Source organism: Georgenia sp. SYP-B2076 (genome assembly GCF_003991205.1).
Lineage (GTDB): Bacteria > Actinomycetota > Actinomycetes > Actinomycetales > Actinomycetaceae > Georgenia.
Genome location: NZ_RXOZ01000011.1, coordinates 428342 through 441893, shown reverse-complemented (window position 1 = coordinate 441893; position 13552 = coordinate 428342). Strand labels below are relative to the sequence as shown.

The 13552-nt window shown below is 68.1% G+C and carries 14 protein-coding genes; 6 read left to right on the top strand and 8 right to left on the bottom strand.

Annotated elements, in window-relative coordinates; all coding sequences use genetic code 11:
- Window positions 1–13 precede the first annotated feature (13 nt).
- Both EJK16_RS06840 and EJK16_RS06835 read right to left on the bottom strand, forming a co-directional pair.
- Window positions 14–559: a hypothetical protein gene (locus EJK16_RS06840; protein ID WP_127127609.1), complete on the bottom strand. Its 546-nt coding sequence runs from the start codon at window positions 557–559 to the stop codon at window positions 14–16.
- Complete coding sequence (locus EJK16_RS06835) at window positions 559–804, bottom strand: helix-turn-helix transcriptional regulator (protein WP_127127607.1); 246 nt, start codon at window positions 802–804, stop codon at window positions 559–561. Before EJK16_RS06835 ends, EJK16_RS06840 begins: the two co-directional genes overlap by 1 nt.
- A 125-nt stretch (window positions 805–929) precedes the next feature.
- Here EJK16_RS06835 and EJK16_RS06830 point away from each other — a divergent pair, with 125 nt between their 5' ends.
- From EJK16_RS06830 to EJK16_RS06810, 5 genes are all read left to right on the top strand, one after another.
- Window positions 930–1403 (top strand): hypothetical protein, encoded by a 474-nt coding sequence (locus EJK16_RS06830; protein ID WP_127127605.1) that lies wholly within the window; start codon window positions 930–932, stop codon window positions 1401–1403.
- 85 nt (window positions 1404–1488) lie between these two features.
- Window positions 1489–1920, top strand: a complete 432-nt coding sequence (locus tag EJK16_RS06825; RefSeq protein ID WP_127127603.1) for a hypothetical protein — start codon at window positions 1489–1491, stop codon at window positions 1918–1920.
- 172 nt (window positions 1921–2092) lie between these two features.
- The gene (locus EJK16_RS06820; protein ID WP_127127601.1) at window positions 2093–2485 is read left to right on the top strand and encodes a cupin domain-containing protein; all 393 of its coding nucleotides are present in this window, start codon (window positions 2093–2095) and stop codon (window positions 2483–2485) included.
- A gap of 174 nt (window positions 2486–2659) precedes the next feature.
- Complete coding sequence (locus EJK16_RS06815; protein WP_205739625.1) at window positions 2660–3100, top strand: VOC family protein; 441 nt, start codon at window positions 2660–2662, stop codon at window positions 3098–3100.
- 374 nt (window positions 3101–3474) lie between these two features.
- On the top strand, window positions 3475–3744 hold the full coding sequence (locus EJK16_RS06810) for a hypothetical protein (protein WP_164737215.1): 270 nt from the start codon (window positions 3475–3477) through the stop codon (window positions 3742–3744).
- A 262-nt stretch (window positions 3745–4006) separates the two neighbouring features.
- On the opposite strand, the gene EJK16_RS06805 is transcribed toward EJK16_RS06810, so the two are convergent.
- Both EJK16_RS06805 and EJK16_RS06800 read right to left on the bottom strand, forming a co-directional pair.
- On the bottom strand, window positions 4007–4372 hold the full coding sequence (locus EJK16_RS06805) for a transcriptional regulator (RefSeq protein WP_127127597.1): 366 nt from the start codon (window positions 4370–4372) through the stop codon (window positions 4007–4009).
- Entirely contained in the window at window positions 4362–4805 is a 444-nt protein-coding gene (locus EJK16_RS06800; protein ID WP_127127592.1) for a hypothetical protein, read from the bottom strand. The genes EJK16_RS06805 and EJK16_RS06800 overlap by 11 nt, the downstream gene beginning before the upstream one ends.
- Window positions 4806–5051: 246 nt before the next feature.
- Here EJK16_RS06800 and EJK16_RS06795 point away from each other — a divergent pair, with 246 nt between their 5' ends.
- A complete protein-coding gene (locus EJK16_RS06795; protein WP_127127590.1) occupies window positions 5052–5630 on the top strand; it encodes a GrpB family protein in 579 nt (192 codons plus the stop codon).
- Window positions 5631–6456: 826 nt separating this feature from the next.
- Here the strand turns inward: EJK16_RS06795 and EJK16_RS20580 are convergent.
- The 4 genes from EJK16_RS20580 to acnA all read right to left on the bottom strand — a co-directional run bounded on the left by EJK16_RS20580 (window position 6457) and on the right by acnA (window position 13449).
- The gene (locus tag EJK16_RS20580) at window positions 6457–6753 is read right to left on the bottom strand and encodes a DUF2695 domain-containing protein (protein WP_370275986.1); all 297 of its coding nucleotides are present in this window, start codon (window positions 6751–6753) and stop codon (window positions 6457–6459) included.
- A gap of 179 nt (window positions 6754–6932) precedes the next feature.
- Window positions 6933–7835 (bottom strand): ornithine carbamoyltransferase, encoded by a 903-nt coding sequence (locus tag EJK16_RS06785; RefSeq protein ID WP_127127586.1) that lies wholly within the window; start codon window positions 7833–7835, stop codon window positions 6933–6935.
- A gap of 161 nt (window positions 7836–7996) precedes the next feature.
- On the bottom strand, window positions 7997–9991 hold the full coding sequence (locus EJK16_RS06780) for an HNH endonuclease signature motif containing protein (RefSeq protein ID WP_127127584.1): 1995 nt from the start codon (window positions 9989–9991) through the stop codon (window positions 7997–7999).
- Between the two features lie 656 nt (window positions 9992–10647).
- A complete protein-coding gene (gene acnA, locus EJK16_RS06775; RefSeq protein WP_127127582.1) occupies window positions 10648–13449 on the bottom strand; it encodes an aconitate hydratase AcnA in 2802 nt (933 codons plus the stop codon).
- Window positions 13450–13552 lie beyond the last annotated feature (103 nt).

The following is a 13552-nucleotide window of genomic DNA, read 5'->3' as shown; positions in this document are numbered from 1 at the left end:
CGACCCTGTCGGGTTACTCCTCGTCGACCTCGGTGGAGTGCGAGCGCCCTCGCCTGGCCTTGCGTGCCCCTGCGACTGCGGCGGGGACGCCGCCGACGACGGCGCCCACGAGGGCTCCCTTGAGCATTGCGAGGGCCGCGCCGCCGGTGAGGTCGACCTCCGGAGCGGTGATGAGGCCATGACTGGACACGACCGTGTAGAGCATGGCCGCGGCGACCAGGATGAGGCCGCCGATGATGGTGACGGTGACCCTGAGCCGCGACCTGAGGTCCGCCCGCGACGCCATCTCGCCGATGTCGACTCCCTTTCGGCGGGCGTACCAGAGCGTGGACCAGTTCGGTACCGCCATGACGACGAGCAGCACGACGGGCAGAAGAAGCTGCCCCAGGACGGCGGCGACGACGGCCGCCGTGATGCTGACGTAGATCCCGAGGGTGAGACCGAAGGTACTGGCCTCCATGAAGACAGCACGTTCGCGCTCGTCGCCGTAGGTGGGGCTGTCCAGCGCCATCAGGCGGCTGGCGGCCTTGTCGAGGGCACCGTGGTCGCGCTTGTTCATCAACGTGCTCCTGCCGTCTCGTCTGCCTCGATGAAGAGGTTCTCCACCGTCTCGTGCAACGCCCGAGCGATCCTCAGGGCGAGGTAGACAGAGGGCGCGTAGGCACCTTGCTCGATCGCGATGACCGTCTGCCTGCTCACCCCTGCCAGCTCCGCGAGCTCGGCCTGCGTCAGCCCTTGTGCCTTGCGTCGCAGCCGCACGGGGCTGTGTGTGCCCGCCGCCTGCGCGGCCTGCCTCGGTGCCATGTGCACGATGTTAGCGATACTTGACATCTAGATGTCAAGTTCTGTTGACATATTCTACGCTCGGGGTCCGGACCTCGACAGCGACGCTCCGTCAGCCCGGCACGGTGCGTGGAAGGCTGGTGCGCGTGCACACCACTTCCGACGCCGCTCCCGACCCGATGGTGGGGCACCGCACGCTCGGGCGGCTGCTGCTCGTGGGGACTGTCGCCGGGGGAGCGATCGGGGGCTTCGTCGGCGGCGCGGCCTTGTGGTCGCCGGGCGCCCCCGACTACTGGGACGCGGGGGTGTCCGTGGGGATCGGCGTGGGCGCCCTGCTCGGGCTGATCACCCAGGCCGTCACCCTTGCACTCGTCCTCGGCGTCCGACGGGTGAGGCCGTTCGCGAGCGGCACCCCTGGCCTCGTTGTGGCCGCCGTGGTCCCGCTCGTCGCCGTCGCCGCCTCGTCGGTCTGGATGGCGGGAGTCACTCACGGGTCCGCGTGGCGGTCCGTCGTCATCGTCGGCGGTGCGGTGACGCTTGCGGCAGTCGCGGTGGGGCTGGCGTCGCGCTGGAGCCTTTCACCCCTCCAGCAGACACCGCGTCCGCGGCCCGGCAGCTGAGGCGCGCTGCCCCGCAGTTCCCCGCCGGCCGACATGAGGCGCCGAACTTGGGACGGGAGTCGCCGTCGAAGCGAGAATGGACCGCGTGGAAGCGCGACAGGGGGTGCCAGCACGAGTAGCGCTGTTCTTCGGGTGGGCGCGGTCACCGGTCTGGTATCGCACTCCCGGGGACGTCGGTGACGTGGACCTGGCCGGCCTTCCGATCACCGCCGGTCTGCGGGATCGCCTGGAGGCGTGGAACGCCCTCGCGGACCGGGTCCTGTCGGCAAATGACTACCAATGGCCGGATGCCAGCACGGAATCGGAATTCATCGCGACGGGGTCGGCCTTGGCCCGAGAACTTCGTGACGAGCTCGGCATCGAAGTCATCTACACGCCGGACGGCGACATCGACGAGGCGTTGCCGCTGGAGCGAAAGCTCGAGACTGGAGGGAACTACGGCTGGTATGCCCACACACCGCTGAGCGGAGAGATATTCCGGCCGCACCGGCCTGAGAATTTTGGCGACGAGGCATAGGCGACACTTCCGTGCCCGTACGGCAAGGCCGCGCATACAACGATGACGGGTAGTGCGCCGGCATTCCTGGAACCGACTTCTCCTGCTCCGTGGATCCCGGCCGGTGCTCCCTTCCACCGCCGGCGCGAGCGGCATAGCCTGAGCAAGCCCCGCGTAAGGGAGGGAAAGCGCCATGAGCGACGCTGCCGAGGCCGTCACCTGTATCCATAGCGCGGACCGTCGCGTCGCTGACCCGACGCCGGGCAAGGTGCGCGAGGAGGCGATCGCGGTCCCCGGGCTCTGGTCTGGGTTCGTACGCTCTGAACCCGGCGTGTCGTCCGGCTGGCACCACCACGGCGACCACGACACCTCCGTCTACGTCGTCGAGGGCACCGTGCGCATCGAGTTCGGCCCCGGGGGAGCCAAAGCCGTCGACGCCGGACCGGGTGATTTCGTCTACATCCCCAAACACGTCGTGCACCGAGAAGTGAATCCTGGACCGGCCGCTTCCCAAGAGGTGATCACTCGCTCCGGCACCGGTCCGCTCACGACAAACGTCGACGGGCCGGCGCCGTCCTCCCGGTGAGGACGCCTTCGGTGCGGCGGCCGTCGTCGCTTCTTTGCGCAGGTGCACTCGTGTTCGCCCTCCATGCCATTCGCCGCGGCTGCGGCTCGGGCCCAACCGAAGGGCAGGCGCTCGTTCCGTCTTGAGTACACGAGTGGTCACAACGGGGGAGTGCGACGAAGGAGAAGGACCACCATGGCGATTCAGCGGATGGACCACGTGGGCGTCGTCGTCGACGACCTCAAGGCTGCTATCGCGTTCTTTGTCGAGCTCGGGATGGAGCTGGAGGGGCAGGCGCCGATCGAGGGACGTTGGGTGGACCGTGTCGCTGGGCTCGAGGGCGTCCGAGTGGACATCGCGATGATGCGGACTGCGGACGGCCACGGTCGGCTCGAGCTGACCAAGTTTTACACGCCGACGGCGGTGGCGGCCGAGCCGGAGAACGCACCGGGGAACACGCTGGGCCTGCGGAGCGTCATGTTCGCCGTCGACGACCTCGACGCCACGGTTGCCGGTCTGCGTGCCCGCGGCGCGGAACTCGTTGGGGAGGTGGTGCGGTACCAGGACAGCTACCGGCTCTGCTATGTGCGCGGCCCTGAGGGGATCATCGTCGCGTTGGCCGAGCAGCTCAGCTAGCGGCCCGTCGGACGGTCTGATCGACCCAGAACGGAGTTCCCGCAACTGTCGCGGGTCCCATGGTGCGGGCGAAGCGATGTCATCGACGGCGCCGAGTGCCCCCACTGGTCGAGACGAAAGGCGCGTCGGAAATCCGCAACTCCGGACTACCGTCCCTTCCCTATTGGCGGTTGACCGATTGAGGTAGCCGGGGGAGGGACGGCCGACGTCCCCGTCCCGCGAGGCTCCATCGGCGATACCGCCGTTCATCCGGAGCCCAGGCGATGTCCGCAATCTCCACCGCTCTACCTTCCGGTCAAGACCAGCAACGGCTCGACGAAAGGAGGCCTTCGGTGTCGCCGGCGAACGAAGCGGGACGTGCTCTACTTACGACTGTGGACCCGACCTCGAAGAAGTGCTTGATCGTCGGCATCATCCTGTGCATAGTTGGCGCGCCGCTTATTCGATACACGCCAGATCTCTACTTCGCCGTGACCGGGGGCCTTGGCGCCGGCGCTGAAGTCGGCATGGTGGCTCTCGATCTCCTCTCGACCATAGTTCAGTGGGTCGTGGTCCCACTTGGCACCACGTTTATCGGGGCTGCGATTGTCATCGAGACCCTCCTCCGGAGGTGGCGCCATGGAACCGAGGACAACTACAACTAACCCCTCCCACGGTCGAACGCCGCACGGACCGCCCCGGCCGCCTGGGCGGCTCTCCACCGCGCAGGGGTGCTGTGCGGCCTGCCGACCTGCGACGGGGCGGTCAGGATCGACTAGGCCAGGAGCGCTCGCACGCAATGCAACTCCCGTTGGTTCACTGGCAGCGAGATATGTTGACGGAGGATGAGCGGCGAGTAGATCTTCCGTAGAACGCAATAGTGAAGGCACCGGCAAAAAGCTCGTTACGGGCGGTGAACCCGTACGGCTAGGTCCGCGGCCGCACCGGGCGGCTCTGATTCGAGGTGCCGGCCGTTACCCCCTGGGCAAGCGATGATGTGGTGATCTGCTGGAGGGCGGCGATGTGCCCGTCGAAGGCGTCACGCCCCGCAGGGGACAACCGGATCCAGCCGACTCTCCGACGGTCTTCCCTCTCGCCCGACGGCACCTTGTTCATCGTGAGGTAGCCCGCTTCCGCCAAGGTTCTCAGATGCTTGGAAAGGGTTGGTTTGCTGACATCCAACGTCTCCCGCATCGTGGAGAACAACAATGCGTCCACCTGCCTCAACAAGGCGCAGATCCGAAGGCGCACAGGGTTATGCACGAGCTCGTCGAACAGGGGTTCAGTGGCCACTTTGCAGCTTGCTCCGCCTCGAGTGGTCGATCATCCGGACCGCGCCGAACGTGACGGCGGCCATGAGGAGCGAGGGGACCAGGCTCCACCACGTCAACTCGAGCGAGACCAGAGCGAGCGAGGCGCTGTAGAGGAGGAGTCCGGCGGGAACCAGCACGCCAAACGCGATCCGGCCCCGGGCGCCTACGCTGTGGAGCCGCACGCCGGTTGCGCGCGTTGCCCCCAGGACGAGGACGAGAGCCGCGACGTAGAGGAACAACCCGAAGGAGTCGTCGCTCCGGCCGAAGAGTGCCGGCGAAGCGACCCATGCACCTGTGATGAGTCCTAGTGCCGGCGACAGCCATGAGGGCATCCGCGCGCGCTCACTCAGGGCAGCTCGGTCTGCTGCCAGAGTGTCGAACGGGTGCGAGTCCGCGCCGTAATCAGTTTTCATGTGGATGACGGTACGCATCAGTTGCCGATCCGGCAACCAACTGCGGATCGACGAAGCGCTGCGAAGGCGCAAGAGCGCCTGCCTGACCTCCTCTCAGGTGTTGAACTAGGACGAGTAGCCGGGCCTCGCCAAGTGGTCCGTTCCGCGACCACTGGGACAAGTTCTCGCATCTGTTTGAACCCGTCCTCTTTAACTGGCAGCGACGGGAGTTCGTCAGCCGGGAGTCGGCTGAGTAACCTCGTGCCAATGGGCGAGCCTCGCAAGATCCGCATGCGGCGTCGGGACGACGTGACCGCAGTTGAATTTGTTGGCGGCGTGGAGAAGCGCGAGCTGTTCCTCGCCGAATACGATCCAACGTGGGGGAGCCAGTACGCCGTGCATGAGGCTCGTGTGCGAGATGCGGTTGGGAGCACCGCGGTCGCAGTCGACCACATCGGATCGACGTCGGTCCCTGGTCTCGCCGCCAAGCCGATCATCGACATCTTGGTCACGGTGGCCGACATCACCGCGGAAGAGGATTATCTCGAACCGTTGGTCGCATCAGGTTATGTGCTGCGCGTTCGTGAGCCGGGTCATCGAATGGTTCGTACCGAGCAGCGCGATGTGCACATTCACATCCTCGAGCTCGACGACCCCGCAGCTGGTGACTATCTCCTTCTGCGGGACCACCTGCGGATCGACCAGGCGGACCGCCAGCTCTACGAGGCCACCAAGCGGGATCTGACGAGACGCGATTGGCCCGACATGAACGCGTACGCCGATGCCAAGACTGCGGTCATCGAGACGATCAAGGGACGCGCCCGTTCTCGGCTCGCCACGGGCTAGTTCGCTCAGGGCTTCAGGGCGCTCACCAGGACGCATCGTCGCCTGAGATGTGGGTTCTCGCTGCGCCACGCCAACGTCTCCTGCGCCATGAGTGCGAGACCGCTCGCGTGAAAGAGCGTTCGTGCCGTCGCGCGACTTGGCGAGGCTCTACCCGGCGGGTCGGCCCACAGCGCCATCGTGAGCTTCCCGCATTTGCGGCCTGGCCTGCGGGGATGTGCTCAACGTTTCCGACCGGAGCTCTCGCACCCTTGCAATCCGATAATGCACATTATGTCAGAAGTAAGCCTGCGCATACGGTGGATGCATCAGCATCGCCGTGCCCTCTCACCCTCCCCTGGCGTTGGGGCTCCAGTCGTGCTGGCCGTTCCGCGCGGCGAGGAGCCCTCGAGTTCGGGGGCCGTGTGGGCTAGCTCTCTGGGTCGTACATGAACTCGCGGAGCATGACCGATCAGTTCTCGCCCGTTCTCGCAAGCGACCAGCAGGAGCGGGGCCCAGCCTCCCTGATCGCGACCACCTGGCCCGACAGGGGGCTCGGCTCAACGCGACGCTGCGCAGCTGATCTCACGAGAAGGCGCGTCGGCGTGCTCAGCCGGTCCACCCGCCGTCCGGACGGCGAATTCTGGATAACGCGGACAGGGCAGCACAGGCTGTGGACTCGCTCGCCATCGATTGACCTAGCGACGACCATGCGCCTCGGTGATCGGCACACCTTTGAGCACCGTCGCCGAGAGTGATGTGACCCGAGCCCAGACCGGATCCAGCTACGCGAGACGTTGCGTCGCAGAGCCGCCGCCGCCACGCCACTCTCGCGGTCGCATCGCTTGGTTCACCAAGCTGGCCGGCGACGAGGCTCCCAACGAGCGCACGGCTGGGTCGACCCCGGACGCACGCCGCGGCACTCGTTTCCGTCGAGAGGCGTATCGCTCGCAAGCGTTCCGACACTCGGCGTGAGCGTCATCCGCCACCCGTTGGTGAAGATCTCGCAGTCGCAGTAGGCGCCATGATCCGCCAGGCGGCGTCGCAGCGCCGTCGCCCGTGGAGCCCTGGCTTCCTGCCATCGCAGTGCCCACCGCAGGGTCCAGTCGCACTCGTTCTCGGCGAGCATGCGGCTGGTGAAGCACATGACGCACTCGCCCAGTCGCGGCGCCGTCAACCACTCCGCCAGCCCCGCAAACTCACTGTCCAGCACACGCATACCGTCGTCGGCAGACATGCCGTCCTCCCCCGAGCTCCGGATCCGAGAATCAATTCTCGAACGCTTGTTCTAGAGCGTGCCATGGGGTGCTGACATCGGGTGGCGGCTTACGCGGACAACGCACGCTCCACTACGGCGGCGTGGGTGGGAGCGAGGTTCCGTTTGGCCGCGAGGGTGATGGAGCGAGGATCGGAGAATGCGTCAGCGGTGATCTCGTCTCCGCGACGTACCGGCATGGCATGCATGAGGAGGAGATCCGGGCCGCCGGCATCGAGCACGGTCGTCGTGATGCGGTACGGCTCGAAGGTCGTGCGGCGCCGGCCTGGTCGCTGAGCAGACTTCGGCCATGCGTCGGTGTAGAGGACGTCGGCCCCTTCGACGGCTGCGGTGAGGTCGTGGCTCACGACAACACTCCCCCGCTGACCGCGCTTCGCCAGGTCGGCCAAGAACTCCTCGTCGAGCCCGTGCCCGGGCGGGCAGACCTGACGGACCTGGAGCTCGAACCCGACCGTGAGCTCACACCAGGAGCGAAGCATGTTAGACGCCTCGCCGACGAAAGTGAGGGTGACGTCATCGATCGGGCCGCGCCGCTCGAGCACGCTGTACGCCTCCGAAAAGACCTCGACCGGATGACCGGCGTCGGTCATGGCATTGATGACCGGAACGTCACAGGCCTCGGCCAGCGCCACTACAGCCTCGTGATCGCGCGCACGGACGACGACGGCATCCACGGCGTCGGACAGGATGGACGCCGTGTCGCTGATCGGCTCGCGCTCCCCCAGCACCAACGGCAGATCGACGCGGTGGGCGCCCACGGCGTCGATCGCCGTGTCGTACGCGAGGCGGGTGCGTAGCGCCGGGCCGTCGAAGATGGTGGCGACGCGCCGATCGGTGAACCGAGAACGGCGTCGCGAACGCTGGTCGCTCCATCCGGCAGCGGCGAGCCAGAGCCGTTCGATGTCTGAGCGTTGGAGGTCAAGGAGCGAAAGCAGGGTCCGGGCATGCGGCACCGAGCCAACCTACCTCAGGGCCTGCGGCGCTCCCCTCACGCACGATCCGTGACACTTCGGACGGGATGACGGTGCGTGCGGAGCGCGCGTCCGCTCTCGGGGACCGTGACGGGCGGGATGCGCCTCGGCATCGGCGCCGTGGGTGCGATCGGACCTTTGCGCTAGAAGGGTGGTACGTCGTGACCGCGGCGACTGCTGGTCAGCGGGGTGACGGTGCCGTCGATGGCCCGGTGGTAGGCGTGGCCCGAGGGCGTGGTCCACTCGAAGACGCCCGGGCTGGGCTGCGTGAGGTGGAAGAGACCCGACGACTTCAGCTGATGGTCACGTACGCACAGCGGCCCGAGGTTGACGTCCGCTGTCTCCCCGCCGAGGGACCACGAAAGGTTGTGGTCGAGCTGGCAGCGCTCAGCCGGGACGGAGCAGGTCGGCTGCACGCAGGTGCGGTCACGCTGGCGCACATGCTCGGCGAGCTCATCCGGCGGTCTGTAGCGGGTGCGGCCTACATCAAGCACCGCCCCGGTGAGCGCGTCGGTCACGATTCGGCGCCATGTGCCGCCCAGGGCGATCGCCCGAGCGACGTCGGGCGTGATGGGTCCATACCCCGAGAGTTCGGCGACCTCGGCCGGTGGTACGTCGTACACCGCGGACGTCGTGTCAGCCCCCGCAGCATCGGCGCCGGGTGACTGGGGAGCCGGTGGCATCGCCACGCTCAGCGGCAACGTGAGTCGGACCTGCGTGCGGTTCGTGGTCGGGTTACCGAGACGCATGCCCTTGCGGGGACGAACCAGGAGGTGGAGGGGAGGCAGACGGTCATCGCCGAGGTCACCGGTGCACGTGCAGGAGATGTCGGCATGGCCGGATTCCACCGCGCTCGTTGCGCCACCTGGCGTGGCGAGTGACCGTTCGGGGGCTGGGACAGGGGTCACACTCGTGCCCGGAGGCTGGTCCTCATGGACGGAGTCGGGCGGCTGATCGGGGACGTCGTGGTCATCGGAGCCACCCGGGTCGACGTTCGGCGATGCCCCAGCCCGCGACCGATGGTCCGGCGCCTTGCCCTGCCCTGCTCCCTGACGACTGTGAACGCCCGCGGCGAGACGGTCGGGTGTGTCGTCGTCACCGTCCGGGTCGGCCTCCTCGGCAGCGACCTCGACGCCTTCGTGCGTGTCTGCGTCCATGTCGGTGCCCGCTGCTCCTGCCGTGGCCCCGGTGGCAGCCGTGGCGGCGGTGCCGTCGGAGCTGGTCGGCGCGCGGTGGGCGTGGTCGTCGGCGGTGCACGTGCACGCTCCGCTGGTGGTGCCGGGCACCGGGCCGACCCACCCGGTGGTCAGCGCGCCGGCCGCCAGCGTGAACAAAGCCTCGGCGCGAAGCTCGTCGGTGCTGCGCGAGTCGCCGGCGGTCTTGGCCGCCTGGGCGTAGGCGGTGAGGGTCAGGTCCAAAGGGACGGTGTCTTCGGCGCCGCCAACCACGTACATCGTGGACATCCCGTCCGGCAGGGCCCTGGGGTGCGTCACGTGCTGACGGCGCAGTGCCTTCTTGTGCCGGCGGGCGGCCTCGTCTGGATCCACAGCGATCAACGCCTTCACCAAGTCTCGGGTCAGCTGGTTGCCCGTGCGGCCGGCCGCGCGTTCAAGGACCTCCTGCTCCGCGCACCAGGCGACGGCGTCCGGGTAGTCCCACAGCGTCGTCACGATCGTGGTGGCCTTGCGAAGGTCGATGACGCCAGCCTGCACCGCCGCCGCCGTGTCGGTAAACGTGGTCTGCAGGCCTTGCCCAACCTGAACCATGCGTGCCCCCTCGCCGCGGGTGACGCCCAACCGCATGGCGAGCTCCTCGGCGGTCCCGTTGATGATGGTGTTCATCGGGTTGGCCGGGTGTCCGTCGCTGCTCATCTCCGGCTTCGTCGCCAACTTTGCGGCCGCCATAGCGGCGCCCGCGCCTGCCCATGACTCGAGGCGCTTGAGTGCTGCGACGACCTCGACAGCCGTGAACGCATCGACCTCCCCCACGTCGACGCCGTCCAGGATCGCGGCGAGGCCGGCGCCGGGTGCCATCTCCGCGAGCAGGCCACCGGAAATGGCTTCCCCGAGCGGGGCTGACCGCCCCGGCACAAGGAGAGGTGCGATGGTCGAGACCTCGTCAAGGTCGCGCAGGCTCATCCCGGCATACTCGGCCGGCTCGTCGTCGACGTCGTTGCCGTCGTCGTCCCACCCGAGGAGGGCCCGGGCGTCGGTGTCGCCGTCGGCGGCCCGCTCCACCAGGTCCCAGTGCCCGAGCGGCCGGAGCTCGTCGAGTCGCGCGGTCTCTACTTCCCGGTCCGCGGCGATCTGCTCGGCCAGCCATGATGCGAGGTGCTCGCATCCGCGTCCGAAGTCGGCGGCTGCACAGCACGGCTGCGTGCCGAGCACCGCAAACGCGCCGGAGCCAGGACGGAGCGAGACGGCGCCGTCGACCGCCGGGGCCTTGGAACTCGCTCTATCGAACATATGTGCAACCTATCGGTGACCACCGACATCGAGCCATGAAGGGGCACGGCGCGCACAGGCCCTGTCAGGCCGGGGGCATACCGACCGGTGTCACGGGATTGGGCGATGTTCGGCACCGGCCGTGGCGGGACTGGGCGATGTCCCGCCCCGGCCGAGGCGGGGCGCGGCACGGCTCGATCCCAAGGCCAGATCCGGAGACCAGAAACCGGAGATCCAGCGAGCGCTCCCCATCCCGGCGCCAAGACGCAACCGGCCCCGCCCCGGATTCCCGGGACGGGGCCAGCTGCCCTGGTTGCCCGGCCGCTAACGGCCGGGCTCACAGCGTTATCTCAGGCGGTGGCGACGAGCTGGCGCAGCACGTACTGCAGGATGCCGCCGTTGCGGAAGTAGTCCGCCTCTCCGGGGGTGTCGATGCGCACGACGGCGTCGAACTCGACGACTCCGCCGTCCTGCTTCGTGGCGGTGACCTTGACGGTCTTCGGCGTGGTGCCCTCGTTCAGGGCCGTCACGCCGGCGATGTCGAAGGTCTCGGTCCCGTCCAGGCCCAGCGACTCGGCGCTCTCCCCCGCCGGGTACTGCAGCGGGAGCACACCCATGCCGATGAGGTTCGAGCGGTGGATGCGCTCGAAGCTCTCGGTGATGACGGCCTTGACGCCGAGGAGGGACGTGCCCTTGGCCGCCCAGTCGCGCGACGAGCCCGAGCCGTACTCCTTGCCACCAAGGACCACGAGCGGCACGCCTGCCTCGGCGTAGGCCTGCGCGGCGTCGAAGATGGTCTCCTGCTCGCCGGTCAGGAGGTTCTTCGTGAAACCGCCCTCCACACCCTCCAGGAGCTGGTTGCGCAGGCGGATGTTGGCGAACGTGCCGCGGATCATGACCTCGTGGTTCCCGCGGCGCGAGCCGTAGGAGTTGAAGTCGCGGCGCGCGACGCCGTGCTCGGCGAGGTACTTCCCGGCCGGGCTGTCCGGCTTGATCGCGCCGGCCGGGGAGATGTGGTCGGTCGTGACCGAGTCGCCCAGCTTGGCCAGCACGCGCGCACCAGTGATGTCCTGCACGGGCGACGGCTCGGCCTGCATGCCGTCGAAGTACGGGGGCTTGCGCACGTAGGTGGAGTCGCTCTGCCAGTCGAACGTGCTCCCCTCCGGGGTCTCCAGGGCGCGCCACCGGTCGTCGCCGGCGAAGACGTCGGCGTAGTCGTTGGTGAACATGTCGCGGTCGATGGAGCTGGCGATCGTCGCGTCCACCTCGGCGGCGGAGGGCCAGATGTCCTTGAGGTAGACGTCGGAGCCGTCCTTGTCCTGCCCCAGCGGCTCGTTGGAGAAGTCGAAGTCCATCGTCCCGGCAAGGCCGTAGGCGATGACCAGCGGCGGCGACGCGAGGTAGTTCATCTTCACGTCGGCGTTGATGCGGCCCTCGAAGTTCCGGTTGCCGGACAGGACCGACGCGACCGAGAGGTCGTTCTCGTTGACGGCCGCCGAGACCTCCTCGGGCAGCGGTCCGGAGTTGCCGATGCAGGTGGTGCAGCCGTACCCGACGAGGTGGTAGCCCAGGTTCTCCAGGTAGGGCCAGAGGCCGGCCTTGTCGTAGTAGTCGGAGACGACCTTCGACCCCGGCGCCATCGACGTCTTGACCCACGGCTTGACCTGCAGGCCCTTCTCGACGGCCTTCTTCGCCAGCAGGCCGGCCGCGAGCATGACCGAGGGGTTGGACGTGTTGGTGCAGGAGGTGATCGAGGAGATCACCACGGCGCCGTGGTCGAGCTCGGTCTCACGGCCGTCGGCCATGGTGACCGGGACCCGCTTCGAGGCGCGGCCGATGCCGAGGTGGTGACCGACCGGGGCCTCGTCCATGCCGTCGGCGCCGGCGGCGATCGGGTCGGACGCCGGGAAGGTGTCCTCGACTGCCTCGTCGAGCTTGTTCTCCTGGAGGGGAGCCTCCTCACCGACGTAGTGCGGCAGGACGTCGGCGAACGCCTCCTTGGCGTCGGACAGCGCGATGCGGTCCTGGGGGCGCTTGGGGCCCGCGATGGAGGGGACCACCGTGGAGAGGTCGAGCTGGAGGTACTCCGAGAACGCCGGTTCGGTGGACGGGTCGTGCCACAGGCCCTGCTCCTTGGCGTAGGCCTCCACGAGGGCGACCTGCTCGTCGGTGCGGCCGGTGAGGTGCAGGTAGTCGATGGTGACCTGGTCGATCGGGAAGATCGCGGCGGTGGAGCCGAACTCGGGGCTCATGTTGCCGATGGTGGCGCGGTTGGCCAGCGGCACCTCGGCGACGCCCTCGCCGTAGAACTCGACGAACTTGCCGACCACGCCGTGCTGACGGAGCAGCTCGGTGATCGTCAGCACGACGTCGGTGGCCGTGGCACCGGCCGGGATCGAGCCGGAGAGCTTGAAGCCCACCACGCGCGGGATGAGCATGGAGACCGGCTGGCCGAGCATCGCGGCCTCCGCCTCGATGCCGCCGACGCCCCAGCCCAGCACACCGAGGCCGTTGACCATGGTGGTGTGGGAGTCGGTGCCCACGCAGGTGTCGGGGTAGGCGCGCAGGACGCCGTCGACCTCGCGGGTCATGACGACACGGGCGAGGTACTCCAGGTTGACCTGGTGGACGATGCCGGTGCCCGGGGGCACGACCTTGAAGTCGTCGAACGCCGTCTGGCCCCAGCGAAGGAACTGGTAGCGCTCCTTGTTGCGGCCGTACTCGAGCTCGACGTTACGCTCAAAGGCGTCCGCGCGGCCGAAGACGTCGATGACGACCGAGTGGTCGATGACCAGCTCAGCGGGCGCGAGCGGGTTGATGCGGGCGGCGTCGCCGCCGAGCTCGGTGACGGCCTCACGCATCGTGGCGAGGTCGACCACGCAGGGCACGCCGGTGAAGTCCTGCATGACCACGCGGGCCGGGGTGAACTGGATCTCCGTGCTGGGGTCCGCCTGCGGGTCCCACTCGGCCAGGGCGCGGACGTGGTCCGCGGTGACGTTCTTGCCGTCCTCGGTGCGGAGCAGGTTCTCCGCGAGGATCTTCAGGCTGTACGGGAGGCGCTCGAGTCCCTCGACGGCCGAGAGCCGGAAGATCTCGTAGCTCTTCCCGGCGGCCTCCAGGGTGCCCCTGGACTTGAAGCTGTCTGTGCTCACATCTGCTCCTCGGCTCGTGCTGGCGTGCGGCGCCGGCGGCTCGCGCCACCCTGCGCGACCGGATCCATCGTCCCACGCCAGCCACACCACTGATATCTCGACA

Coding starts and splice junctions, on each gene's coding strand:
- EJK16_RS06840 (WP_127127609.1), bottom strand. CDS start 559: ATGAACAAGCGCGACCACGGTGCCCTCGACAAGGCCGCCAGCCGCCTG.
- EJK16_RS06835 (WP_127127607.1), bottom strand. CDS start 804: ATGGCACCGAGGCAGGCCGCGCAGGCGGCGGGCACACACAGCCCCGTG.
- EJK16_RS06820 (WP_127127601.1), top strand. CDS start 2,093: ATGAGCGACGCTGCCGAGGCCGTCACCTGTATCCATAGCGCGGACCGT.
- EJK16_RS06815 (WP_205739625.1), top strand. CDS start 2,660: ATGGCGATTCAGCGGATGGACCACGTGGGCGTCGTCGTCGACGACCTC.
- EJK16_RS06800 (WP_127127592.1), bottom strand. CDS start 4,805: ATGAAAACTGATTACGGCGCGGACTCGCACCCGTTCGACACTCTGGCA.
- EJK16_RS06795 (WP_127127590.1), top strand. CDS start 5,052: ATGGGCGAGCCTCGCAAGATCCGCATGCGGCGTCGGGACGACGTGACC.
- EJK16_RS20580 (WP_370275986.1), bottom strand. CDS start 6,753: ATGTGCTTCACCAGCCGCATGCTCGCCGAGAACGAGTGCGACTGGACC.
- EJK16_RS06780 (WP_127127584.1), bottom strand. CDS start 9,991: ATGAGCCTGCGCGACCTTGACGAGGTCTCGACCATCGCACCTCTCCTT.